The organism is Frateuria sp. GZRe14 (assembly GCF_051900395.1).
GTDB classification, from domain to species: Bacteria; Pseudomonadota; Gammaproteobacteria; order Xanthomonadales; family Rhodanobacteraceae; genus Frateuria_A; species Frateuria_A edaphi.
On record NZ_JBHZGJ010000001.1, the window covers coordinates 2,888,442 to 2,911,295 of the forward strand.

The 22,854-nt window shown below is 67.9% G+C and carries 23 protein-coding genes and 1 riboswitch; of the genes, 10 read left to right on the forward strand and 13 right to left on the reverse strand.

Translation table 11 applies throughout. From position 1 onward, the window contains the following. Positions 1-79: 79 nt before the first annotated feature. On the forward strand, positions 80-283 hold the full coding sequence (locus ACFWZ1_RS13215; RefSeq protein ID WP_231321195.1) for an Arc family DNA binding domain-containing protein: 204 nt from the start codon (positions 80-82) through the stop codon (positions 281-283). A 486-nt stretch (positions 284-769) separates the two neighbouring features. Here the strand turns inward: ACFWZ1_RS13215 and ACFWZ1_RS13220 are convergent, their stop codons facing one another. After that, positions 770-1,165 (reverse strand): DUF423 domain-containing protein, encoded by a 396-nt coding sequence (locus tag ACFWZ1_RS13220; RefSeq protein ID WP_439666745.1) that lies wholly within the window; start codon positions 1,163-1,165, stop codon positions 770-772. 71 nt (positions 1,166-1,236) lie between these two features. On the opposite strand from ACFWZ1_RS13220, the gene ACFWZ1_RS13225 reads away from it, so the two are divergent. Together ACFWZ1_RS13225 and ACFWZ1_RS13230 are read left to right on the forward strand one after the other, a co-directional pair. After that, complete coding sequence (locus tag ACFWZ1_RS13225; protein ID WP_231321198.1) at positions 1,237-1,836, forward strand: SCO family protein; 600 nt, start codon at positions 1,237-1,239, stop codon at positions 1,834-1,836. Then, complete coding sequence (locus ACFWZ1_RS13230) at positions 1,833-2,273, forward strand: copper chaperone PCu(A)C (protein WP_439666746.1); 441 nt, start codon at positions 1,833-1,835, stop codon at positions 2,271-2,273. The genes ACFWZ1_RS13225 and ACFWZ1_RS13230 overlap by 4 nt, the downstream gene beginning before the upstream one ends. Before the next feature lie 68 nt (positions 2,274-2,341). Here the strand turns inward: ACFWZ1_RS13230 and ACFWZ1_RS13235 are convergent, their stop codons facing one another. The 8 genes from ACFWZ1_RS13235 to ACFWZ1_RS13270 form a co-directional block, all read right to left on the reverse strand. After that, a complete protein-coding gene (locus ACFWZ1_RS13235) occupies positions 2,342-3,214 on the reverse strand; it encodes a cytochrome c oxidase assembly protein (protein ID WP_439666747.1) in 873 nt (290 codons plus the stop codon). 411 nt (positions 3,215-3,625) lie between these two features. Continuing rightward, positions 3,626-5,497, reverse strand: coding sequence for a Gldg family protein (locus tag ACFWZ1_RS13240; protein WP_231321201.1), 1,872 nt, complete (start codon positions 5,495-5,497; stop codon positions 3,626-3,628). 1 nt (position 5,498) lies between these two features. Continuing rightward, entirely contained in the window at positions 5,499-6,233 is a 735-nt protein-coding gene (locus tag ACFWZ1_RS13245; RefSeq protein ID WP_231321202.1) for an ABC transporter permease subunit, read from the reverse strand. Then, positions 6,233-7,159, reverse strand: a complete 927-nt coding sequence (locus ACFWZ1_RS13250) for an ABC transporter ATP-binding protein (protein WP_231321203.1) — start codon at positions 7,157-7,159, stop codon at positions 6,233-6,235. The genes ACFWZ1_RS13245 and ACFWZ1_RS13250 overlap by 1 nt, the downstream gene beginning before the upstream one ends. A gap of 126 nt (positions 7,160-7,285) precedes the next feature. Further along, the gene (locus ACFWZ1_RS13255; RefSeq protein WP_439666748.1) at positions 7,286-9,811 is read right to left on the reverse strand and encodes a TonB-dependent receptor plug domain-containing protein; all 2,526 of its coding nucleotides are present in this window, start codon (positions 9,809-9,811) and stop codon (positions 7,286-7,288) included. 273 nt (positions 9,812-10,084) lie between these two features. Further along, a complete protein-coding gene (locus ACFWZ1_RS13260; protein ID WP_439666749.1) occupies positions 10,085-11,497 on the reverse strand; it encodes a polyketide cyclase in 1,413 nt (470 codons plus the stop codon). Positions 11,498-11,827: 330 nt separating this feature from the next. After that, a complete protein-coding gene (locus ACFWZ1_RS13265; protein ID WP_231321206.1) occupies positions 11,828-12,469 on the reverse strand; it encodes a response regulator in 642 nt (213 codons plus the stop codon). Positions 12,470-12,565: 96 nt separating this feature from the next. Continuing rightward, positions 12,566-13,795: a sensor histidine kinase gene (locus ACFWZ1_RS13270; protein WP_231321207.1), complete on the reverse strand. Its 1,230-nt coding sequence runs from the start codon at positions 13,793-13,795 to the stop codon at positions 12,566-12,568. 195 nt (positions 13,796-13,990) lie between these two features. Here ACFWZ1_RS13270 and ACFWZ1_RS13275 point away from each other — a divergent pair, with 195 nt between their 5' ends. The 5 genes from ACFWZ1_RS13275 to ACFWZ1_RS13295 all read left to right on the forward strand — a co-directional run bounded on the left by ACFWZ1_RS13275 (position 13,991) and on the right by ACFWZ1_RS13295 (position 17,054). After that, positions 13,991-14,620, forward strand: coding sequence for a GNAT family N-acetyltransferase (locus tag ACFWZ1_RS13275; RefSeq protein WP_439666750.1), 630 nt, complete (start codon positions 13,991-13,993; stop codon positions 14,618-14,620). A gap of 8 nt (positions 14,621-14,628) precedes the next feature. Further along, positions 14,629-15,396 carry a septum site-determining protein MinC gene (minC, locus tag ACFWZ1_RS13280; protein ID WP_425600791.1) on the forward strand — a complete coding sequence of 256 codons (768 nt, stop codon included), beginning with the start codon at positions 14,629-14,631 and terminating at the stop codon, positions 15,394-15,396. A gap of 39 nt (positions 15,397-15,435) precedes the next feature. Next, the gene (minD, locus tag ACFWZ1_RS13285; protein WP_231321210.1) at positions 15,436-16,251 is read left to right on the forward strand and encodes a septum site-determining protein MinD; all 816 of its coding nucleotides are present in this window, start codon (positions 15,436-15,438) and stop codon (positions 16,249-16,251) included. A 5-nt stretch (positions 16,252-16,256) separates the two neighbouring features. After that, on the forward strand, positions 16,257-16,526 hold the full coding sequence (gene minE, locus ACFWZ1_RS13290; RefSeq protein ID WP_231321211.1) for a cell division topological specificity factor MinE: 270 nt from the start codon (positions 16,257-16,259) through the stop codon (positions 16,524-16,526). Positions 16,527-16,592: 66 nt separating this feature from the next. Then, on the forward strand, positions 16,593-17,054 hold the full coding sequence (locus tag ACFWZ1_RS13295; protein ID WP_231321212.1) for a hypothetical protein: 462 nt from the start codon (positions 16,593-16,595) through the stop codon (positions 17,052-17,054). Between the two features lie 134 nt (positions 17,055-17,188). Here ACFWZ1_RS13295 and chaB read toward each other — a convergent pair whose 3' ends face one another. From chaB to ACFWZ1_RS13315, 4 genes are all read right to left on the reverse strand, one after another. Beyond that, the gene (gene chaB, locus ACFWZ1_RS13300) at positions 17,189-17,416 is read right to left on the reverse strand and encodes a putative cation transport regulator ChaB (protein ID WP_231321213.1); all 228 of its coding nucleotides are present in this window, start codon (positions 17,414-17,416) and stop codon (positions 17,189-17,191) included. A 67-nt stretch (positions 17,417-17,483) separates the two neighbouring features. Next, entirely contained in the window at positions 17,484-18,098 is a 615-nt protein-coding gene (locus ACFWZ1_RS13305) for a DNA-3-methyladenine glycosylase (RefSeq protein ID WP_231321214.1), read from the reverse strand. Between the two features lie 81 nt (positions 18,099-18,179). Further along, on the reverse strand, positions 18,180-20,399 hold the full coding sequence (locus tag ACFWZ1_RS13310; protein WP_439666751.1) for a DUF5916 domain-containing protein: 2,220 nt from the start codon (positions 20,397-20,399) through the stop codon (positions 18,180-18,182). A 135-nt stretch (positions 20,400-20,534) separates the two neighbouring features. Next, positions 20,535-21,791: a multidrug effflux MFS transporter gene (locus tag ACFWZ1_RS13315; RefSeq protein WP_439666752.1), complete on the reverse strand. Its 1,257-nt coding sequence runs from the start codon at positions 21,789-21,791 to the stop codon at positions 20,535-20,537. Between the two features lie 94 nt (positions 21,792-21,885). Continuing rightward, a riboswitch (Fluoride riboswitch) is annotated at positions 21,886-21,966 on the forward strand. Positions 21,967-22,037: 71 nt separating this feature from the next. On the opposite strand from ACFWZ1_RS13315, the gene crcB reads away from it, so the two are divergent. Further along, the gene (gene crcB, locus ACFWZ1_RS13320; RefSeq protein ID WP_231321217.1) at positions 22,038-22,427 is read left to right on the forward strand and encodes a fluoride efflux transporter CrcB; all 390 of its coding nucleotides are present in this window, start codon (positions 22,038-22,040) and stop codon (positions 22,425-22,427) included. Positions 22,428-22,509: 82 nt separating this feature from the next. Beyond that, a complete protein-coding gene (locus tag ACFWZ1_RS13325) occupies positions 22,510-22,845 on the forward strand; it encodes a DUF190 domain-containing protein (RefSeq protein WP_439666753.1) in 336 nt (111 codons plus the stop codon). Positions 22,846-22,854: the final 9 nt, after the last annotated feature.

Here is a 22,854-nt window from a genome sequence, read left to right on the forward strand (position 1 = left end):
AGCTACGCCATTCCCGTCATCGTCGTGATCCTGATCATTGCCGTGGCCGTCGCCGCGCGGCGCAAGCGCGACTGAGTCGATGCCCGCCGAGAAAAAGGCCTATCCGCTGAGGATCAGCGCCAGCGTGCTCGAAGCCATGCAGCGCTGGTCCGACGACGAGCTGCGCAGCGTCAACGCGCAGATCGAATATGTGCTGCGCGAGGCGCTGCGCAAGTCGGGGCGGTTGAAGGCCGGGACCAGCAAGCCGGTAGTGGACGACGAGCCGGACGCGGATAGCCGTTGAATACCGGCTTTGGAGAGCGCCTGGGCTCGACCGCGAGCATCACGGTCGAGCCCAGGGGCGTTCCTACCGCGAGTTTCAGCGCGATGCCTGCGCCAGGGCTGCGGCCGCAATCCCGGCAACCGCACCCTCGTCGGCCCGTCATTCCCCAGCACGACCAGCCAGCGCCCTTCGAGCACCAGCCGGTCGACATCGGCAAGGCCGGAGCGCCGGTCCAGCGTCCCAAGCGGACGTCCATCGCGCGCGTCGTAGGCCTGGATTCGATCGTGCTGGCGGTCGGCCACCAGCAGCCAGTCGTGGCCTTCGTCCGTCCAGCGCACCAGTTGTTTCGGCGGCGCCGCGGGCGATGGCGGCATGATCACGCCGGTCAGCGTCGCCGCCGCCAGGAAGGTGGCGGCAAACCCTGCCCGACCGTCGAGTCGACGCAACGACTGCTTGAGGGAGATGTATCGGCGCATGCCCGCAGCTTCGCGCGCGGGCATGACGGGGCTATGACGCGATCTTGTCCGTGCGGTGAAGGGCCAGGCCCAGCGCGATCCAGCCGACGATGAAGGCGAGTCCGCCCAACGGCGTGATCGCCCCGCACCACCGCGGCGCACCCAACGCCAGTGCATAGAGGCTGCCGCAGAACAGCACGATGCCCATCGCGAATGCCGCCAGCGCGCAGCGCCGTGGCCTGCCCGGCGGCGCCTGGCAGGTGATCGCCAACGCCAGCGCGTGCCAGAAGTGGTACTGCGAGGCGGTGTGCCACACCTCGCGGCCGCCGGCATCGAGCACGCCGCGCAGCGCGTGCGCGCCGAACGCGCCAAGCAGCACCGCGCTGGCACCCGCTGCGCCCACCAGCCAGGGCAGCGCGCGCGTCGTGGGAGGGACAGGTTGTCGCATAAGCTCCTCGTTGCGGGCGTCCGCATCGCCGCGTGGCGTATGCTGGCGGGATGCATCGCCCGGATTCTTGCATGAAGCCCTCGCGCCTGGCCCGCCTCGTCCTGCTGCTCGGCGTCGTGTTGCTGACCGCCTGCCACCGCGAGGAGGCCCTGCCCTGGCGGCTGACCGACATCAGCGGCCACATGCCCGACCTCGCCTTCCAGCTCACCGACGACAACGGCAAGCCGGTGACCGCCGAGGACTACCGCGGCAAGGTGGTGCTGCTGTACTTCGGCTACACGCACTGCCCGGACGTCTGCCCACTCACGCTGGCGCACCTGCACGCGGTGTTGCAGAGGGTCGGTCCAAAGGCGGACGGCGCGCGCATCCTGTTCGTCAGCGTCGATCCGGCACGCGACACGCCCGCGATCATGCATGCCTACGTCAATGCCTTCGACAAGCGGGCTGTCGGCCTGACCGGCGCGCCGCGCGCGCTGGAGGCGCTGAGCAAGCGCTACCGCTCCGCGTTCACTCGCGAGCCGGCGCAAGCCAACGGCCAGTACGAGGTCAGCCACAGCTCGGCGATCTATCTGTTCGACCGCCAGGGCCAGGCGCGCCTGCTCGCCACGCCCGCCGCGTCGCAGGACGACCTCGTCCACGATCTCTACCTGTTGCTGGAAGCCGGAAAATGACCTTGCGCTCGCTGCCCCTGCTGCTTGCCGGACTGCTCGGCGCCGGCGCCGCCCACGCGGGCCAGGCCGACCAAGTGCATGCCGGCGACGCCTGGATCCGCGTGATGCCCGCCAGCCTGCCGGCCGGCGGCTACGTGACCCTGCGCAACGACGGCGACCAGCCCGTCGTGCTCGATGGCGCGAGCAGCGCCGCCTACGGCAGCGTGATGTTGCACGAGAGCTCCACCGACACCGGCATGGGCCGCATGCGCATGGTCGATCGCCTGACCGTGCCCGCGCACGGCCAGGTCGCCTTGGCGCCGGGTGGCTACCACTTCATGCTGATGGACGCGGCCAAAGCGGTGCAGCCAGGCCAGACGGTGCGGATCACGCTGCAGTTCGCCGACGGCAGCACGCTGGCCGCCGACTTTCTCGCCAAACCGGCCAACGCGCTGTAAACCCACGTGGGGTGGGCTTTCGCCCACTCGCCGCGTTCGCGGCAGAAGCCGGTGGGATGAAGCCCACCCTACGATGCGCGTTGCGTATCGCGCGCGACCGGCCGCGCGGGCACGCGATGCTCGCGGCGGATCCGGCCGCGCCGCGACAGCGCCAGCCACTGGCGCAGCGCCAGCAACGCGCCGATCGACTCGATCATCGCTGCCGGCACCCAGGTGATCACGCCTCCGACCAGTTGCCCCGTCAGCACGTTGAAGGTGAACGCGCGCCCGCAGATCTCGAAGATCGGATACAGGTCGGTCTTGGAAAAAGTGACGATCGCGCCGGCCAGTATCTGCGGCGTCATGGTGATGGCCGGGGACAGCACGCGCAGGCCCGGGATCATCCGTCCCGGCGGACGCGGCCGGTGATCCAGCACCAGCGACCAGTAGATGAATCCGCTGCCGAGCATCGTCCAGTTCATGAAGCGGTAGATGCGCCAGTCCAGCATCGCCAGCGTCTGCATCGACGGGATCAGCCAGACCAGGATGAAGGCGATGAACAGGAACGTCGCCAGCGCCGGATTGAACAGCACGGCGCTCGCCGCCCGCCACGGCGCCGATCGCTGCACCGGCCGCAGCAACCGCGTACGCCACTCCAGCGGCAGGCCTGCCCGCATTACCGATACCGGGTAGGACGCCACCACCAGCAAAGGCGCCAGGTGGTGCAGCAGCACCTGCTGGATGCGGTGCATGAAGAACTCGTGCTCCGCGTAGTAGTCGAGGTAGGTGTGCAGCGACAGGTAGATGATCGCCATGCCGCTCCAGAACGACAGGCGCCGCCCCAGGCTCACGCCGAGCGCGCGGGAACCCCGCCAGTACAGTACTGCGGCCACGAGGAAGCTCGCGAGGAACACCCACGAGAACTCCCACGGCACGATCCACTTGAGCAACAGCGCCATCACCGGCCCGCACGACCACCAGCCTGCAAGGATAGTCCCCGCGGCACGATGCCGGGGCGCTTGCGGCAGATTGCCGCTTTGGCGGCGGTCAGAGCGCGCAGAAAGCGCGCTGCTTTTCCGGGTCCCCTATGGCGCGGCGGATGGGTGGCGGATCAGCCCGAAGGGTGGCCGGCAGGACGCCGGCCGGTTTTTCGTCGGGACAGGAGTTCCGTCGAAAAGCCCCACCGCCCGCACGCGCACCCGGAGGGCCGAAGGCCCGCAGGGCGCGCCATCGAGGTGCCCTTTCTCCTGGTGACTTCTCTTTTGGGCAAGCAAAGAAGTAACTCGGGCGCCGACAGGTGTCCGAAAGCTCTTGCTCCGAGCCGAGGGGCAATCGAAAGAACCCGCTCCGCCTCCGACGAGTCCCTAAAGCCTCTAGCCCGGCCGCGACCGGCTCTGGCGCACACGTCGCCAGCCGTACAGCAGCCCGATCAGGGTCACCAGCGCCGGCACCAGCACGATGTTGATCACCTTCAACCGCAACCCGAGCGCATCGATCTCGGCATTGAGCTGGTGCTGCACGTCACGCAGCTCCTTGTTGATCGCCAGCCGCCGCTGCTGGAACTGCTCGATCTCGCTTTTCTGCTGCGCACTGGCCCCACCAGACCGCCCGCCCTTGACCGGTTGCAGCTCGTCCAGCCGCTGCCGCGTCTCGGCCAGCTCCCGTTCCAGCTCCTGCTTCTTCACGAGGAACTTCTGGTCCGCCGCCGCCTGCAGCGCCCGCACGCGGGTGAAGGGCCGCTGCGAGGCCGAGCGCCCGCGGATGGAAAGCAGTGCCGAGGAGCCGCTCAGGTTGTCGGCCAGGTTGGTGGCGAAGTCGCCGTTGTTGGCGAAGGCCGACAGCATCGGCTGGCCCAGGAAGTTCTGCATCTCGACCCACAGCCGGTCGCTGAGGATGTCGGTGTCGGCGACCAGCACGACTTCGGAATCGGGTTTGGATTCGGCCAGGTGTCCCGGGGTACCGGCACGCTGCGGGAAGGCGCTGTGGAAGGTGCCGCGCAGGCGCGCCGCGATCACGTAATGCTGGTTGTCCGGCTGGTAACCCTGCAGCAGCGAGGTCGGGTCGCTGACCGCCTCCAGTACGCGCTGCGAGGGCACCTTCTCGGCCTCGGCGCTGCTCTGGATCAAGGGCAGCAGGCGCGTCTGCGCGTCGGGCGCGAGGTCGAAGCTGCCGGCGGTGGAGACGTTGATGCGCTGCAGGCTGGCGGTCACCACGTCGTTGTGGTTGAGCTCCTGCGGACCCAGGCCAAGCATCGCCGGATGGTTGAGGTTCGTGCCGGCCAGCTCGATCTGCAGCGCTCGCGAGCGATCCAGTACCACCGAACTCGCATTGAAGGCCACACCCCACGCCGCAAACAGCCGCGGCAGGTCGGAGTTGTGGTCGTCGGTCATGCCGTTGCTGTCTACGTAGGGCGTGGTGTCCAGCTCGGCATCCGGATCGACGAACACCACCAGGTGCCCGCCACGCAACACGTACTGGTCCAGCGCATAGACCGCGGCGTCCGGCAACCGCTTCGGATGCACCAGCAGCAGCACCTGGATGTCGTCGCCCACGCGGTTGAGCGTGTCGGCGTCGAGCGTCCTGACATCGAACAGTTGCTCCAGCTGCTGCACGACCGCCCACGGCGGCTCGCCGATCGCCGGATTGCCCGCCAGCGGCAGCGAGCTGATCAGCCCGATATGGGGTTTGCTGGGCTGGTCCAGTTCGTAGAGCAGCTTGGCGATGTCGTACTCGAGGAAGGTCTCCCGTGCCGGGTCGAAGAACGGGATCGACAGGTTGCGATCCTCGCCTTCGCCCTCGCTGCCCGGCACGGTGTTGCCGACCAGGCCGAAGAACACCCGCTCGCCGTTGCTGCCGCCGTTGATCGGCGTCAGGCCGCCGCCCTCGGCGCTGGCCTCGTCGTCCGAGTACGGTACCGGGTCGATCACCGCCAGCCGGACGCGGCCGCGCGAGCGGGCGACCATCTCCTGCAGCATCTCGCGCACGCGTTGTTCGTAACTGCGCAGCTGCGGCAGGTCGCGGGTGGCGTGTTCGGAGAAATACAGCGTGAGCTTCAGCGGCCGGTGCAGGTCGTCGATGATGTGCTGCGTGCCGGGCGTGAGCGTGTAAAGGTGGTCGGCGGTCAGGTCGACGCGCGCCGTCTGCAGCCACCGGCTGCTGGCCAGGGTAATGCCGATGAAAGCCAGGGTCAGCGCGACCAGCGCGGTGACCAGCCAGGTGCGGCGACCGATGTGCAGGCGGCGCATGTCAGCGGTTCCGCTTCAGGTCGAGCACCAGCACGCCGGCGGTAAGCCAGGCGAGGATGGTGAGCAGGAAATACATCAGGTCGCGCACATCGAGCACGCCGCGCGCGATTGCTTCGAAATGCCGCAGCATCGACAGGTGCGCCACGCCATTGACCAGCTTGCGCGGAAGCGCGCCCTGGAAGAAATCCAGCACCTGCGGCTGCCCGACCAGGATCAGCAGCACGCACACCAGCGCGGTGAGGATGAAAGCCACCACCTGGCTGCGCGTGAGCGTGGAGAGGCAGGCGCCGATCGCCAGGAACCCGCCGGCCATCAGCCAACTGCCCAGGTAACCGGCGAAGATCACGCCGTTGTCCGGATCGCCCAGGTAGTTGACGGTGACCCAGATCGGAAAGGTCAGCAAAAGCGCCAGCCCGAGGAACAGCCAGGCGGCGAGGAACTTGCCCAGCATCGCCTGCACCAGCGTCACCGGCAGCGTGAGCAGCAGTTCCAGCGTGCCGGCCTTGGACTCCTCCGCCCACATGCGCATCGACAGCGCCGGCGCCAGGATCAGGTACAGCCACGGGTGGATCACGAAGAACGGCTGCAGGTCAGCCAGCCCGCGCTCGTAGAAGTCGCCGGCGTAGAAGGTGAGCAGCCCGGCCAGCACCAGGAAGATCACCAGGAACACGTACGCCACCGGCGTGACGAAATAGCTGCGCAATTCGCGGCGCATGATCGCGGCGACGGGGTGCATCAGGCGTCCTCCCCCATCGTGATCTGGCGGAACACTTCGTCCAGCCGGCCGCGCTCGAGCTGGATTTCCGACACCTCCAGGCCCTGCTGGCGCAGCAGGTCCTCGACCGGTTCCAGGATGCGCGCGCCGGGCTTGGGGAACACGGTGATGCGCCCGTCCAGCGGATCGACCTCGATCGCCGCCACCTGCGGCAGGCGGCCGAGCATTTCCTGGGACACGCCGCTGCCGGGCGCGCTGAAGGACACCGCGCCGTGGTAGCGCGAGCGCGCTTCCAGTTCCGCCGGCGTGGCGTCGGCCAGCAGCTTGCCGCGGGCGATGATCACCACCCGGTTGCACAGCGCGTGGACCTCTTCCAGCAGGTGGGTGGAGATCAGAATGGTGCGTTCGCGCGCCATCGAGTCGATCAGGCGACGCACGGCGTGCTTCTGGTTCGGGTCCAGGCCGTCGGTGGGTTCGTCGAGCATCAGCACCGGCGGATCGTGCAGGATCGCCTGCGCCAGGCCCACGCGCCGGCGCAGGCCTTTGGATAGCGTGTCGATGCACTGCTCGAGCACGTCCTCCAGCTGCAGGTGCGTGACCACTTCGTCGAAGCGGCGGAAGCCTGCTTCGGCCCGCAGCGCACGCACGCGCAGGATGAAGGTCAGGAACTCGCGCACTGTCATCTCGCCGTAGCTCGGGGCACCCTCGGGCAGGTAGCCGAGCGCGCGCTTGGCCTTGAGCGGTTCGCGCTGCACGTCGTGGCCGCACACGCGCGCGGTGCCGGCGGTGGGCGTCAGGAAGCCGGCGATCATGCGCATGGCGGTGGACTTGCCGGCGCCATTGGGACCGAGCAGCCCCAGCACCTGGCCCGGCTCGGCACGGATGGACAGCGCGTCCACCGCGATGAGGCGGCCATAGCAGCGGGTAAGTCGGTCGGCTTCGATCATGCGGTGCGGGGCCTGGACTGGCCCGTCACTCTAGCGCACGGTACGCAGCTGCGGCAGGTCGATCCCCCCCGGCGCCTTCCCCCGCGAACGGGGGAAGGCGCCCAGGACGGGCGGGCATGCCTTCGCCTAGAACCGGAAATCCAGCCGCGCGTAGTAGAACCCGCCGTTCATGCCAAAGGGCATGGTTTCCCAGCCATAGGTAAAGCCCAGCTGCGGGAACGGCGCGCCCGTGTCTGGATCCCACTTGTCCGGGTAGGTGTCGAACACGTTGTCGGCGCCCACGGTGAGCTTGGCCGCGTCGGAGAAGCGGTAGCCCAGCGCCACGTCGGCCAGCCACTTGCCGCCCCAGGTCTGCTTGATGCCGGGCGTGAAGCCCTGCCCGCTGACCGGACCGAAATAGTTGCCGCGCAGCGTGAAGTCCCAGGCGCCGGTGCGATACACGCCCTGCAGGATGTGGTGCACGCGCGGCTGGCCTTGCTCGACCAGGGTGACCTGGGTGTCGTCGAACAATTTCTCCGGCGGCAGGATGGCCGACTGCGACTTGCGCCCGGTCACCTCCGTGCGGTTGTAGCTGAGCAACGCGGTGAGATCGATGTTGCTGCCGCCATCGAAGGCGTAACCCTTCTGTGCCACCACGTCGGCGCCCTCGGTGCGGGTGTCGATCGCGTTGGTGAAGAACAGCACCTGGCCCACGCCCAGCGGATCGAGGATCGCGCGGATCGGGCAGTTGGCGTTGCCCGGCGCGCAGGCCAGCCCGTCGGTACCGACCGTCTCGGGCACGATGTTGCTGGAGAAGATGATGCGGTCGTCGATGTCGATGCGGTAGACGTCGGCGGTCAGCGTGAAGTCCCCCATCGGCTTGTAGACGATGCCCAGCGTGCCGCTGCGCGAGGTCTCCTGCTTCAGCGGCTGGATGCCGAAGGCGCGCGTGACCGGGCTGTCCTGGCGCGCGGTCAACGTGTCCACCAGTACGCCGCTCGGATCGAGGTTCGTCGAACGCTGGCTGTAGAACATCTGCTGCACGCCCGGGGCGCGGAAGCCGGTGGCCAGCGTGCCGCGCACGGCGAAACTGTCGGTTGCGTCGAAGCGCGCCGAGAACTTGCCGGTGGTGGTGCTGCCGAAGTCCGAGTACTTCTCGTAGCGCGCCGCCGCGCCGAGCAGCAGGCGGTCGGTGAGCTGCGATTCGGCGTCGAGGTAGAAGGCCCAGTTGTGGCGGCCATCATTTACCGCCTCGGTGGGCGAGAAGCCGGGGAAGCCTTGCATGCCCGGCTGCGCGATCTCGCCGGTCTGGCCGAAGATCGGAATGCCGCGGTCGTTGGTCCGCCCGTAGGTGTAGGTCACCGGATCGCCCGGGGTGATCGCGTACTCGTCCTTGCGCCACTCCACGCCCGTGGCCAGGTCCAGTGGATTGGCGCCCACGCCCCAGTCGACCGGGCCGCGCAGGTCCAGGTTGAAGGTGGTCTCGGTAAGCTTGAGCTTGCCGGTGTCGGCCTCGGTTGGCGATTGCGCGTAGATGCCGCCGGCCGGCGCCGGTTCGTACCACCAGCTCACATTGACCGAGTCGGCCTCGTGGAAGCCGAAATGGTTGCGTCCGCGGTTGACCGACACGTCCATGTCCCAGTCGCCGAGCGGATGACGAAATCCTACGGCCAGCGAGGCATCCTTGACCGTGGTGACGATGTTGGGCAGGAAGCCGTCCGGATAGAGCGCCGGCACCGTGCGGTTGTCGCCGGCCGGGCGGAAGAAGCCGTACGAGCTGCCGTCGCGCTTGGACACGCCGCCGAACCAGTACAGCTCGCCACCGGCCACCGGCAGGCCGCCGTTGAGCCAGAAGTAGGCATCCTTGGCGTCGGCATCGCCCAGGCGCTGGGTGACGCGCGGCGGATCTACGCGCAGCGTGTCCAGCCCGGCGCGGTTGGTGGCGTCGCGCTTGCGGTATTCGAGCGTGAGGTCGAGGTATCCGTCCCTGCCGAGCTTGAACCCCGTGTTGACGCTGCCCTGGCGCATCAGGCCGTCGCCCTTGTAGGTCTGGCCGCTTTCGAGCGAGACGTTGGTCTGGCCGGTCTGCTTTTTCAGCACGATGTTGATCACCCCGGAGATCGCGTCGGAGCCGTACTGTGCCGCCGCACCGTCGCGCAGCACCTCGATGCGCTCGATCGCCGAGATCGGAATGGCGTTGATGTCGGTGCCGGCCGAGCCGCGGCCGACGGTCTGCTGCACGTTCACCAGCGCCTGCTGGTGGCGGCGCTTGCCGTTGACCAGCACGAGCACCTGGTCCGGACCGAGGCCGCGCAGCGTGGCCGGACGCAGGATGTCGGTGCCGTCGCTGACGAATGTGCGCGAGAAGTTGAAGCTCGGCTCGAGCATCTGCAGCGCTTGTCCCACTTCCACCACGCCGGCGTTCTGCAGCTGTTCGGCGCTGATGACGTCGACCGGCGCGACCGCCTCGGCAGCCGTGCGGTCCCTGGCGCGAGATCCGATCACCTGCACGCTGTCCAGTTCGGTGATCTTTCCCTTGTCCTTCGCGTCGCCCTGGGGCGCCTGCTGGCCCAGCGCGGGCAGACACAATCCCAGTGCGAGGACGGCCAGGCCCGTGCGCGGCACGACAGACCCTGCGCGTCCCTTGTGGGCCACGTGATGGTGATGCGACATGCGTTCACTCCCTCCCGAATGGCCGCCTCCAGGCGGCGCTGCTTCCCCTGCGTGAAGCAGGCTGCCATGCGGCATGCGGGAGCGTTGTGTCCTGCCGCGCGGTTCGGCAGGTTGACGCGGCTACTGACCCATGCCCGCCGAGGCCCTGTCTATGCGCCGCCACGCGCCGCGCATCGACCTACGGAGGCGGGTGGCCCAGGCGCCGTCTTCGCGGACAAAAAAAATCCTGCCCGCGCAAGGCGGGCAGGATTTCGAGGGACGAACCGCGTGGGCTTACTGGCCTGCGCTGGCGGCCTCGGCCGGAGCGGTGGCAGTGCCGGACGAGGCAGGCGCCGAAGCGCTGGCGGCGGGCGCCGAAGCGCTGGTGGCCGGCGCCGGCTCCAGGGTCGGCTGCGGAATGCCAGCGGCCTGCTCGGGGGTCTGCTCCGGCACATCGTCGCCCAGCAGCGGCAGGTAGACGTCGTACTTGGCGTAGGTGGTGATGTTGCCGCCCTTGTCCTTGGCCTCCGGCTGCACTTCGATGTCGTACAGGCGGTTGGTCACTTCGTCGAACTTGTAGCCGTGGGTCTGCGCGTAGGCCTTGAGCATTTCGCGGGTCTGCGGCACGCCGGCGGCGGTGCCGTTCCACACGCCCACCAGGGCGGGGCCGCCGAAGGCCAGCATGGCGCGCACGTTGTTGTCCACGATCAGCCGACCGAAGCGGTCATGGTCGCCCGGCTGCGGACCGGCCGGCTTGGCGCCAGCGGCGCTGCTGGCACTCGCCGGCGCGCTGGAAGCTTCTGCCGGCGCATCTTCGTCGCCGAGCTTGGGCGGCTGCGGTGCGGTCAGCTCCTGGCTCTGGCCAGCCACGGTCAGGCTGGTGGCGTCGATCGGCATGCCGACATCGAAGGTGTAGTTCTGGTCGCCGAAGTTGGTGGTGAAGATGACGCGCGGGCCGACCACGTTGACGCCCAGCTTCTTGGCAGCGTCCTGGATCTGCTTGACGGCGGTGGCGGTGGCATCGTCCAGCGCGGCAAGGCCGCCGCTGCGCGGGATCGAGCTGGAAACCACCAACATCGGGGTCGGCTGGGTCGGGCGGATGTACGGGACCAGGTTGCCGTAGTCGATGTTCGGCACCGCCGCCAGCACGTTCTGCAGGTTGCCCAGGCTGGTCTGGATCAACGAATCCGGATCGCCGTGGATGTACAGGTTCGAGTAGCGGTTGACCAGGTTGAAGCCGTAGGCCACGTCGTAGGACCAGGTGACCTTGGTCAGCTGATGGCGGCTGCCCTGGCGCTCCAGGTCCAGCGTGAAGTGCTTGTCCTGCCCGCGCCAGTCGTTGTCCAGGTTCCAGACGACCTTGGCTTCGTTGACGGTGTTGTCGACCTTGTAGAAATCGGGGTCGGCGCTGGCGATGGTCAGCTTGCCATCGCTGATGCGGTCGTTGTCACTGGTCCAGCTGATTTCCGCGCCGGGGCCATAGGCCTTGCCGGAAAGCTTGAACTGGATCTTCGGGTCCTCCTGGCGCAGCGAGGAGTAGTCCTCGAAGCGGCGGAAGTTGTTGAGGACGTCGTAGACCTGGCGCATGTCCTTGCCGAAGACGAGCGATCGTTCCACATGGCCGCTGCCGGGCATGATCACGCCTACCACGACACCGACCACGGCGACGATGATCAGGGCCACAATGAATTCAAGAACACGCATCATTACCTGGGTTCTCCGAGCGTTTTCCGCGCAGCGCTATAAGGTTCCCGTCGGATCCGCACCACGGGTTTGACCCCGGAGGAAGGCACGGCGAGGGTCGGCGAAATACCGAAGCTTGGGATGGTACTTGCTCGCGGGCTGGAACGCCATCGGGCGCGCAGGGGCCTGTCTGGGCGCCGTGAAAACGGCCTGGGGCGGGCTGCCGGCGGCTCGCAGGATCGCTTTCCCGGGACGAACGCAAAGGACCCCGGGGCCAGTCCAGTGCAGCGCCGGCCCGTCGCGCCCGGCTCCCAACGACGGGCTGCGCCTGCACGCTCGGCGCAGCCTGATGAATCAGACGATCCCCAGCTCCAGCGCCTTCAACACTGCACGGGTGCGGTCGCGCACGCCGAGCTTGGAAAGAATGTTCGAGACGTGGTTTTTCACCGTCCCCTCGGCGACCTTCAGCGAGTTGGCGATCTCCTTGTTGGAGTAGCCACCCGACAGCAGGCGCAGGATTTCCGTCTCACGCTCGGTCAGCGGGTCCGGTTGCTCCAGGCTGGTGAACTGGTTCTGCATGCGCCCCACCCCGGCCAGCAGGCGCTGGGTGACCATCGGCGCGACCAGCGAGCCGCCGGCCGCGACCGTGCGCACCGCCTCGACCAACTGCTCCAGCGAGACATCCTTCAGCAGGTAGCCGCGCGCGCCGGCCTTCAGGCCTTGCAGCACCAACTGGTCGTCGTCGAAGGTGGTCAGGATGATGGTCGGCGGAAGCTCGCCGCGCGCCGAGAGCGCCTGCAGCACTTCCAGCCCGCTCATGTTGGGCATGCGCAGATCCAGCAGCACGACATCGGGCTTGATCCGCGGAATGTCGGCCACGGCCTGCGCGCCGTCGACGCACTCGGCGACCACGCGGATGTCTTCGGCCAGGTCCAGCAGCGAACGGACGCCCTGGCGCACCAGGTTCTGGTCATCGACGAGACAGACGGAAATCATCGCGGTTCCTCGATAGTGCGGTGATGGTGCGCTTTCCGCGCGACCGTGGCGCCGGGCGCTGCCCGCCATTCTGGCATGGGACACGCCAGCCCGGCGTCATGACATGCTCAACGCCGGCGGTTCGAGCCGGGAGGGCGAATGGGCCAGTTCCAGCGCTTCGCCCAGCGGCAGCCGCACGGTCAGCGCGAATCCCTCGCTGACGGCGGTATCGACCGCCACGCTGCCGCCGAACTCGGCCAGCCGCTCGCGCATGCCGGAAAGGCCGTTACCAGGCTTGAAGTGCGCGGACCCGCGGCCATCGTCGCGCGCGTGCAACCCGATCTGGTTGGCATCGGCATAGGCGAACGTCAGCCAGAGCTGGCGCGCGCCCGCATGCTTGGCGCAGTTGGTGATGATCTCCTGCGCGCAGCGCAGCAGCACCTGCGCGCGACGCGGATCCTCCACGCTGAAACGCGGCGGCGTGTCCACGTGCACGGACAGCCCGGGCACGCCCTCGATCAGGCTGCGCAGCGCCTGGGTCAGGTCGATGGCGTCGTCCTGGCGGAGCTCGCTGACTGCCTCGCGCACATCCGACAGCAGATGCCGCGCGGTCGCCTGCGCCTTGCGCACGTGCTCGGCAGAGGCGTCGTTGGCCAGATGGCTGGCCACTTCCAGGTTGAGGCTGAGGGCGGTCAGGTGGTGGCCGATCAGGTCGTGCAGTTCGCGCGCGATGCGCATGCGTTCGGCGATGCGGGTCGATTCGGCCAGCAGCGCGCGGGTGGCGCGCAGTTCGGAGTTGAGCCGCCGCTGTGCCTCGCGCGCCTCGGTCTGCTGGCTCGCCACCATCGAGGTGAAGAACGCCAGCGCAGAGATGCCCAGGTACATGCATACCTGCAGGAACGCGGTGACGATCGTCCAGCCCATATAGCTGGCGATGATCGGAATCAGCATCAGGTTCTGCGCCAGCATCCACACCAGCCCCGCCACCACCGGCAGCTGCCAGGGCAAGACCACCGCGATCACCAGCATCAGCATCGCCGACAAGCCGCTCTGGCTGAACCAGCCCATCGCTACCGCCGAACCGGTAAGCACCACCAGGCCGAACAGCTTGAGCACCTGCGCGCGACCGCTCTGCCGGCTCATGCCCGAGCGGCCGGTCAGCAGCAGGTAGGTGAGTCCGAACACCAGGTAGGAAAGGATCCAGCCGGAGATGTTCGGATTGCTCCACCACGCGTTGACCTGGGCCAGGCTCCAGCTGCCGGGCAGCAGCGGCAGCGCCACGCAGAGGTAGGTGAACAGCCCGGTCAGCCGCAGCAGCCGGATATGGTTGAAATTGGTCCAGGACATACCGGCATCATAGGCCCACGCCAGCCCGGCGCAATGCGCGGAAAGTCACCCTGCCACCGGTCACGCAGGCTCGCGTTTTACAAAGGTTTTACAGCCGCGCGCAGGGTGTGCGCCCCGCCCCCGCATGCCATAATGCGCCCTTGCGGGACGCCCTCGGCGGCCCACCGATCTGACTGTTTATCTGCGGAGCAACGAATGGCCTTAGCCATCCGCGACGTGCGCGAGCACGATCTGGATGCCGTGCTGGCGCTCAACAACGCCGCCGGCCGCTCCATCCTCGCCCTGGACGCCGCGCAGCTGCGCTACTTCTTCGAGCGTGCCGAATATTTCCGCGTCGCCGAGATCGACGGCCAGCTGGCCGGCTTCCTGATGGCCCTGCGCGACGGCGGCAGCTACGACAGCCCCAACTACCGCTGGTTTTCAGATCATTACGAGTCCTTCGTCTACATCGACCGCATCGTGATCGGCAACGCGTACCGCCGCCACGGCCTGGGCCGCATCCTCTATTGCGACGTCACCAGCTACGCCGAGGTGCGCGTGCCGCTGCTGACCTGCGAGGTGTTCCTGGAGCCACGCGACGACGTGGTCGTGTTGTTCCACGGCACTTATGGCTTCCAGGAAGTCGGCCAGCAGCGCATGGGCGAATCCGGTCCGCAGGTCAGCCTGCTGGCCAAGGACCTGCCCAGCTACGCCTACGTGCGCCAGACCTGGCTCGAGAACGGCGGCCTGCCGGACGAACCCTGGCTCGCCGAGCGCCAGTTGCCGCCTCCCCACTCTTCCCTCCCCTCCCAGCCGCGCCGCCTTGCCGGAGAGCGGCACCCGTGACCGTAAAGATGGATACGACTGAAAGTTGCGACCTGCGCTTCGGCCAGGTCGGCATCGCCTGCGTGCGCGTGCGGCGCGTGGATGCCGCTGCACTCTGCGAAGAACTCGAACGCCGCGTGCGCTCGGCGCCGCAATTGTTCTCCCGCGCCGCCGTGGTGCTCGATCTTTCTCACCTGCTCGACCTGCCTGACGACGGCACCGTCGATGCGCTGCTCGAGGCGGTGCGCAGCGCCGGCATGCTGCCCGTCGGACTGGCCTATGGCACCAGCGCCACCGAGGCGCTGGCCCAACGCATGGGCCTGCCGCTGATCGCCAAATTCCGCGCCGCGTACGAGCCGGCCGATGGCGGCAGTGTTGCGCCGCCCGCTCCGGCGCCGGCGGCCGCCCCCGCGCCGCGTGCCGAACCGGTGCGCGAACCGATCCACGCCGCGCCCCCCGCGGGACCGGCACTGGGCGCGCAACACCACGACGGCACCGTCCGCTCGGGCCAGCAGGTTTACGCGCGCGACCGCGACCTGGTGCTCACCGGCGCGATCGCCAACGGCGCGGAGGTGATCGCCGACGGGTCCATCCACGTTTACGGAAGCCTGCGCGGGCGCGCGATGGCCGGAGCGCAGGGCGACGAAAAGGCGCGCATCTTCGTTTCCGATTTCCGTGCCGAACTGGTGGCCATCGCCGGCCATTACCGCGTGTTTGAACAGATCCCCAAGGACCTCGAAGGCCAGGCTGTGCAATGCTGGCTCGATGGTGAAAAATTGATGATCGCCCGGCTGTGACCGGCGCGATTCCCACCCAAGCATTCCGGAGAAGAGCCCTTGAGCGCTGAGATTATCGTCGTCACGTCTGGCAAAGGCGGCGTCGGCAAGACCACCACGAGCGCCTCGCTGGCCACCGGGCTGGCGATGGCCGGCAAGAAGGTTGCGGTGATCGACTTCGACGTCGGGTTGCGCAACCTGGACCTGATCATGGGCTGCGAGCGGCGCGTGGTGTACGACTTCGTCAACGTCGTGCACGGCGAGGCCACGATCAAGCAGGCGCTGATCAAGGACAAGCGCCACGAAAACCTGTTCGTGCTGGCCGCCAGCCAGACCCGCGACAAGGACGCGCTGACCCAGGAAGGTGTCGAGAAAGTGCTCGACGACCTTTCCAAGGACGGCTTCGACTACATCGTGTGCGATTCGCCCGCCGGCATCGAGAAAGGCGCGCACCTGGCGATGTACTTCGCCGACCACGCCGTGGTGGTGGTCAATCCCGAGGTTTCCTCGGTGCGCGACTCGGACCGCATCCTGGGCCTGCTTGCCAGCAAGACCCGCCGCGCCGAACGCGACGAGGGCCCGATCACCCAGCACCTGCTGCTGACCCGCTATAACCCCGCGCGCGTGGCCCTGGGCGAGATGCTGAGCGTCAAGGACGTCGAGGAAATCCTGGGCATACTCGTGGTCGGCGTGATCCCCGAATCGGAGAACGTGCTGGCCGCCTCCAACGCCGGCGTGCCGGTGATCCTGGACGAGAATTCCAACGCCGGCCATGCCTATCGCGACACCGTGGCGCGCATCCTTGGCGAGGAGCGTCCGTTGCGTTTCACGGAAGTGGCCAAGAAGGGCTTTCTCCAGCGCGTCTTCGGAGGTTGACGGTGATGGGTATTCTCGATTTCCTGAAGCGCAAGCCGGAACCCACCGCCTCGGTCGCCAAGGAACGCCTGCGCATCATCGTGGCGCAGGAGCGCTCCACCCGCGGCGCGCCGGACTACCTGCCGCTGATGCGCAACGAGCTGCTCGAGGTGATCAAGAAGTACGTTCACGTCGACATCGACGCGATCAACATCAACGTCGAGCGCGACAGCGGCCATGAGGTGCTGGAGCTTTCCGTCGCCCTGCCCGACGGCAAGGCCGCCAGCACACCCTAGCCCGCAGGGTGGGCTTCAGCCCACCTTGCGGCACCGGAGCGGTGGGCTCAAGCCCACCCTACGCCCATGAATACTCCCGACGTCCTGCGCCTGGCCGACATCGGCTTCGACGCACCCACCGCCCTGCTCGCACGCCACGGCCTGGCGCTGCATTGTGTGCCTGCGGGCGAGCCCATCCCCGGAAGCTACTGGGGCGACGAAGAGGCCGGGATCATCGGCACGGCCGTCTACGCACGCGACGACACGCCGGTGCACTCGCTGCTGCACGAGGCCTGCCACCTGCTGGTGCTTCCGTCCGATCGCCGCGCCCGGGTACATACCGACGCCACCGATTCGGTGGAAGAGGAAGACGCCACCTGTTACCTGCAGATCCTGCTCGCCGACGAACTGCCGGGCGTCGGTCGCGCACGGCTGATGGCCGACATGGACACCTGGGGCTACAGCTTCCGGCTGGGATCGACGCGGGCGTGGTTCGAGCAGGACGCGGCCGAGGCGCTGGCGTTCCTCAAGGTCCGTGGACTGGCCTGAACAAATCGGCTGACGAGGGGCGAGGCTCGCGGAAAGCTCTCGATCCCTTCTGGAAGAAGATCAACCGGCAGCGGCCTTTCCCGCAAGCCCCGCGCCTTTGCCTGCCCTGTCCCAGGGGCAGCAAGCGGCACGCTCTACTTCCGGTGCCACTTGTCGTCGCTTCCCTTCTCGTACTCGTTCTTCACCGCCGACCAGGCGACCTTGAACGAAACCTCCTCCTGCGATTCCTTGCCCCGGCGCTTGTCCGGATCCGCATACTCGTCCCAGGCACTGTTGAACGCCTCCTTGAAGATGTCCTGCGCGTGCTCGGGCAGGTTGTCGCGCACGGCGTCGGGCAGATCGCTGGTGGACTTGTAAGGCATGGCAGCTCTCCTCGGTGGACTCACCTCACCGTCCGCCCGCGCGGATCAAGCGGGCGTCAACCCCGCCCTAGCGCGACACATGCCGATCGCCCTGCACGTACCAGCGCCATGGCGCTTCGGCGGCGCGGGTGATGCCGATCCTCGTCGATACCCCCGGGGCAGCTGGCGGCGCCACGCCGTCATCCAGCAAGACGAAGCCACCGGCACCCTCGACCAGATCGACGCCATCCTGCGCTCCGCCGATGCCCAGTGCCTGGCAGAGCCGCGCGGGGCCACGGCAGAGGTCGCGGTCATGCCGGCAGCGGGGACGTGCGGCGCGCATGGCGGTGAGCCCGGTCAGAGGCGCCAGTGCGCGCAACAGCACCGCTACGCCCTGGTCCTCCTCGCCGCACACCGGGTTGCAGCACCAGTGCATGCCGTAGGTGAAATACACATAGAGCCGCCCGGGCGGCCCGAACATGGTCGCATTGCGCGCCGTGCGCCCGCGCCAGGAGTGCGCTGCCGGATCGATCGCGCCGCAGTAGGCCTCGGTCTCGACGATCCGCCCACTGCGCCCGTCGGCGCCGAGCAGCACCTTGTTGAGCAGATCAGGCGCCACCACGCGCGGATCGCGCGCATAGAACGCCCGCGGCAGCACGGTAGCCGGGCGGCCAAGCAGTGACGCGATGAAGTCGGGTGTCATGCGCACAGCATGCGGCGCGGAGCGTCAACGGGCCAACCATGGCAACACGCGCGCCATGACGTCCGGCGCCTCGCCCCAAGGTTAAAGCTCGAACCGATAGGCGAGCTTCACCAGCAACTGTTCGCTGTCGCGCAGGTCGAAGCTGCGGCTGAACTGGCTACCGGCTTCGCTGTAGCGCGGGTCGAGCGCATAGCCGCCACGCCCGTACACCACGTAAAGGTCCGACAGCGGCGCCAGCTCGTAGCGGTAGCGGATCTGGAACCCAAGGTTGCGCACGCTGAAGTCGTTCACGGGGTCGTCCGCCGGGACCGCGCGCATGTCGCCGTTGACGCGATAGGCCTGCAGCAGCCGCGCGTCCAGGCCCAGCGCCTGCAGCTTCACGCGCAGCTCCTGGCGGTTGCCGATGTTCCAGTTGACGCCCGCGTCGAGCAGGATCTGGTGGCTGTCGAAGCTTCCGATCAGGTTGTCGTGCTGCCACACCAGCCAATCCGGGTCGAACTCGTAGGTCATGCCGGTGAACAGGCTGAAGGCGTCATTGATGAAATAGGTTGGCTGGAACTGCGCGGCATAGCCCACCCGTTTCAGTCCGACACGATCGCTCCCCTTGAGCGTCACCTCCGACTCCCACGCCCAGTTGCCTTTGCGCGGGCTCTGGCGCTCCCAGTCCAGCAGCGCGTTGTGCGGAATGCGCAGCGCCCCGTGGCCGCGGGTGAGAAGGTCATCGTGCGCCGGTGCATCGAGGTTGAGCTGCCAGTCTTCCTGTCCACCGTCACGCAGCTGGCTCTCGCGGATCACGCGGAACTGCCGCTGCAGCGACAGCCCGTGGTCGTTGTCCATGCCGATGATGCGCCAATGCCAAAGATGGGAGGCGTAGCGTGACCCGGCCGGCAGCTCGGCGAACCGCCGGCGCACCTCGTAGTGCACGTAGTTGAGGCTGTTGCGTGGCAGGTAGCCGAAGTCGTTGAGATCGAGCTTGTCGTCGAAGTGCATGGCGATCCACTGCTGGCTCCAGCGCTCGTTCATTTCGTACTCGACAATCGATGTGGCGCCGATGCCGCGTACGGTGGTTCCACGCTGGTCGATCGCGCTGCCGACCACGTTGCTCGTGACCGTAAGCTGGGCGTTCGGCTGCCACTTGTGATCGATGCCCAGCACGTCCGCATCGCGGTCGAGCCAGGGGCGCTCCACGCGCGTGGCCATCATGCCCAGCGTCTGCGTGCCGTAGTCATGGATCAGGCGCACCGCCGAGAACGTGCGCCCCGCCTCGCCACTCTCCTGCGCCGCGAGCACGCCATACTGGGTGCCGCCCACGCTGCCGTTGAGCTTGACCGCACCGGTCACGTCGCCGGAGCCGTTGCCATCGTCGGCGGGGCCGCCCACGCGGCGGGTGTAGATCAGCTGGCTGTTGTCGATCAGGAGGCCGAAGTCGAAGATGCCCTGATTCTCGGTGAAGAATGGCCGCTTGTCGGTAAAGAACGTTTCCTCGGCGCCGAAATTCACTACCAGGTCGTCGCTCTCCACCTGGCCGAAGTCGGGGTTGATCGTCGCGGTGAGCTGGGTCTGCCCGTTCGGCTTCCAGAAGATGTCCGCGCCACCCTTGAAGCTGTTCGCGCCGTGCACCTGGTCGCGCAGCCCGACAACGTAGGGCGTGATCGCGAACAGCGACTGCGTGTAGGCCGGCAGCGTCACCGGCTTGAAGTCGGAGACGAAGCGCGGCTTGTTGAAGCTGGCCACCGGCCAGGCGTCGCGCTCGCCGGTCGAGCCGATCACGCGATCCAGGTACAGGCCGATGGTGCGCTCGCCGCCGACCGCGCCGCGCATCGGCGCGATGTACCAGGGAATGAGCATCTCCACGCTCCAGCCCTGCGCATCCTCGCTGGAGGCGTGCTTCCAGTTGCCGTCCCAATCGGTGTTGAACTGGGTTTCCTGGGTCACCACCGCGTCGTTGATGTCGTCGGCAAGCGTGACCATGAAGTTGTAGCCGGTGCGCCCGTCGCCGTCGAAGTCGACCATCAGGTTCACGCGATCGACCTGCGCCTGCTCATCGCGGCGGATGCGCTGGTGCGTGCGCGGCACGCCCGGCGGCTGGATGCAGCGGAACGCGATCGCCAGGCCATCCGGCGTGGACAGCACCCATGCCTCGGTCGGCAGGCTGCCCGGTTCGCCGTTGAGCGGCTGCACCTTGCGGAAGTCGGTGATGTGCCGGGCGTCTTGCCATTCGACCGGGTCGATGTGGCCGTCCACTTCCACCGCCATGGCGGGCAGGGCCAGCAGGGCGAACGAGGCGATCAGGGCGCGCATGGCGCAATGGCGTGCGGAAGGGCGCATCGGGAGGCGGGAAGCGAAGGGATGTCGCGCAGGATAGAGGGCCATCGCGATACGGCCGACTGGCGGAAGTCATGGCGGCGCGCCTGTCCGCGGACAGGCCGGCGCCGCTCAGCGTGGCTCGGCGATCTGCGCCTGCAGTTCGATGTCGCGCGGCGGCGGCGTGCGCGGCGTCCGCGTGACGCGCCGGTACCAGCCCCACGACAGCGCGCCGACCGTCGTCAGCACGCTCGCCCCCAGCGCCAGGTGCAGCAGGTCGCTCGAAAGCAGCGGCGAAAGGACACCGGCCACGGCACCGTTGAGGAGCAGGCTGGCAAAGGCCTGCACCGAGGAGATGCCGCCCCGCCTGTGCGCGAACCGGTCCAGCAGCAGCAGGGTCAGCGTCGGGAAGGCCAGCTGCACGCCCACGCCGTGCAGCACCAGCGGCAGCATCGACCAGGGAAGCCGCGGTTGCGGAAGCGCGAGTGCGAGGACCACATGCAGCGCACAGGCCAGCAGCATCACCGCATAGCCCAGGTTTACCGTGAAGCCTACGCCGCGCCGGCCGGCCAGCCGCCCGGACAACCAGGCGCCGGCGACCAGGCCGGCCACCACCGGGATGAACAACCAGGGAAAGCCCTGCGCCGACAGGCCCAGCAGCTCGCGGATGATCCGCGGCGCCGAGGCGATGAACAGGAACAGCCCAGCAAAGTTGACCGAACTGGAAATCAGCAATGGCCAGAACGGCCGGTCGCGCCCGAACGCGATGTAGCCGGCCAGCAGCGGCTTCAGCGCGAAGCGACTGCGTGCCGCCAACGGGTGGGTTTCGTCCAGCTGCCACACCAGCAGCATCGCCAGTATCAGGGTGAAGCCGGTCAGCACCCAGAAGATGCCGTGCCAGCCGCCCAGGCCAAGCAGCTGCGCGCCCACCATCGGTGCGATCACCGGCGCCACGCCGAAGATCATCATCACCTGCGACATCAGCCGCTGCGCGGCCTCCCCCTCGAGGCTGTCGCGGATCACCGCGCGGCCCACCACCAGGCCGGCGCCGGCGCAGGCGCCCTGGATGCCGCGGCACACGAGCAGCATGCCGAAGGAGGTCGACAGCGCCGCCCCGGCCGAGGCCAGCGCATAACCGAGCATGCCCGCGACGATGACCGGCTTGCGCCCGATCGCGTCGGAGATCGCGCCATGGAACAGGCTCATCACCGCGTAGGTCAGCAAGTACATGCTGAGCAGCTGCTGCAGCGCCACCTCGTCAACACCGAAGCGGGCGCCGATCAGCGGAAAGGCCGGGAACACCGCGTCGATCGAGAACGGGCCGATCATCGACAGCCCGGCCAACAGCCAGGGCAGACTGCGCCGGATGGGGGGAGGAGTCGTGGTCATCGGATCACGCCGGGAAGCGGCGGCGAGTATGCCACGCTCCCCGGCTGCTCCCGTGGGACGCCGTTGGCCTGGCACACGGCCATCGGCTAGCATCCGCCGGATGGGAGATGGCATGCCTCCCGTTCTTCACGGAACGAACCGCCCCGAGCGAGGGGTTGATGATGCCTGCACACCGGACGCCCCGGGTGCGGGTGCGTGCCCGCGGCGCGGAGGTCCGGGATTTCGACCTTTCAGGGAGGCGCTCTCGTGGGTTACATCGGATTCCTTGCCATCGGCTTCGGCGGCGCGCTCGGCTGCTGGCTGCGCTGGCTGCTCGGCAGTCTTCTCAACCACCTCTTTCCCACGCTTCCGCCAGGCACGCTGCTCGCCAACCTGCTCGGCGGCCTGCTGATGGGCGGCGCGATGGGCGTGTGGGACCACTTCCAGACGCTGCCACCGGAACTGCGCCTGTTCGTGTTCACCGGCTTCCTGGGCGGCCTTACCACCTTCTCCACCTTTTCGGCCGAATCCTCCACCCTGCTGCTGCGCCAGCAGTACCTTTGGTTCGGCGGGCATCTGATGGTGCACCTGGTGGGCTCGATCGGCCTGACCCTGCTCGGCATTGCACTCACCCGCGGGCTGCTGCGCGCCTTTTAGCAGCTGCCTCGGCGTGACCGCCAGACACGCCCGCCAGTGGGTCGCGCCAAGGGCGTTCGTGCAGATCCGACGGAGGACCAACGTGAGCGATACGACAATCGAAGGCGTACAGCTGTGCTTCTACGTCCATCTGCGTGCACGCCACGACGGCAGGTTGCTGTCCGAATGGCTGCTGGAACAGGCCAGGCAGCAGGGCATCGGTGGCGGCTCGGTATTCCGCGCCACCGCCGGCTTCGGCCGCCACGGCGTGTTGCACGAGGAAGCGTTTTTCGACCTTGCGGACGACCTCCCGGTGAAGGTCGAGTTCCTGCTCCGGCCGGCGCAGGCCGACGCCCTGCTCGCTCGCGTGCGTGAGGCCGGCGTCCACGCGGTCTATGCAACCTCGACCATACGCTTTGGGGTTCTGGGCGCGCAGTGAGGCGTGCCG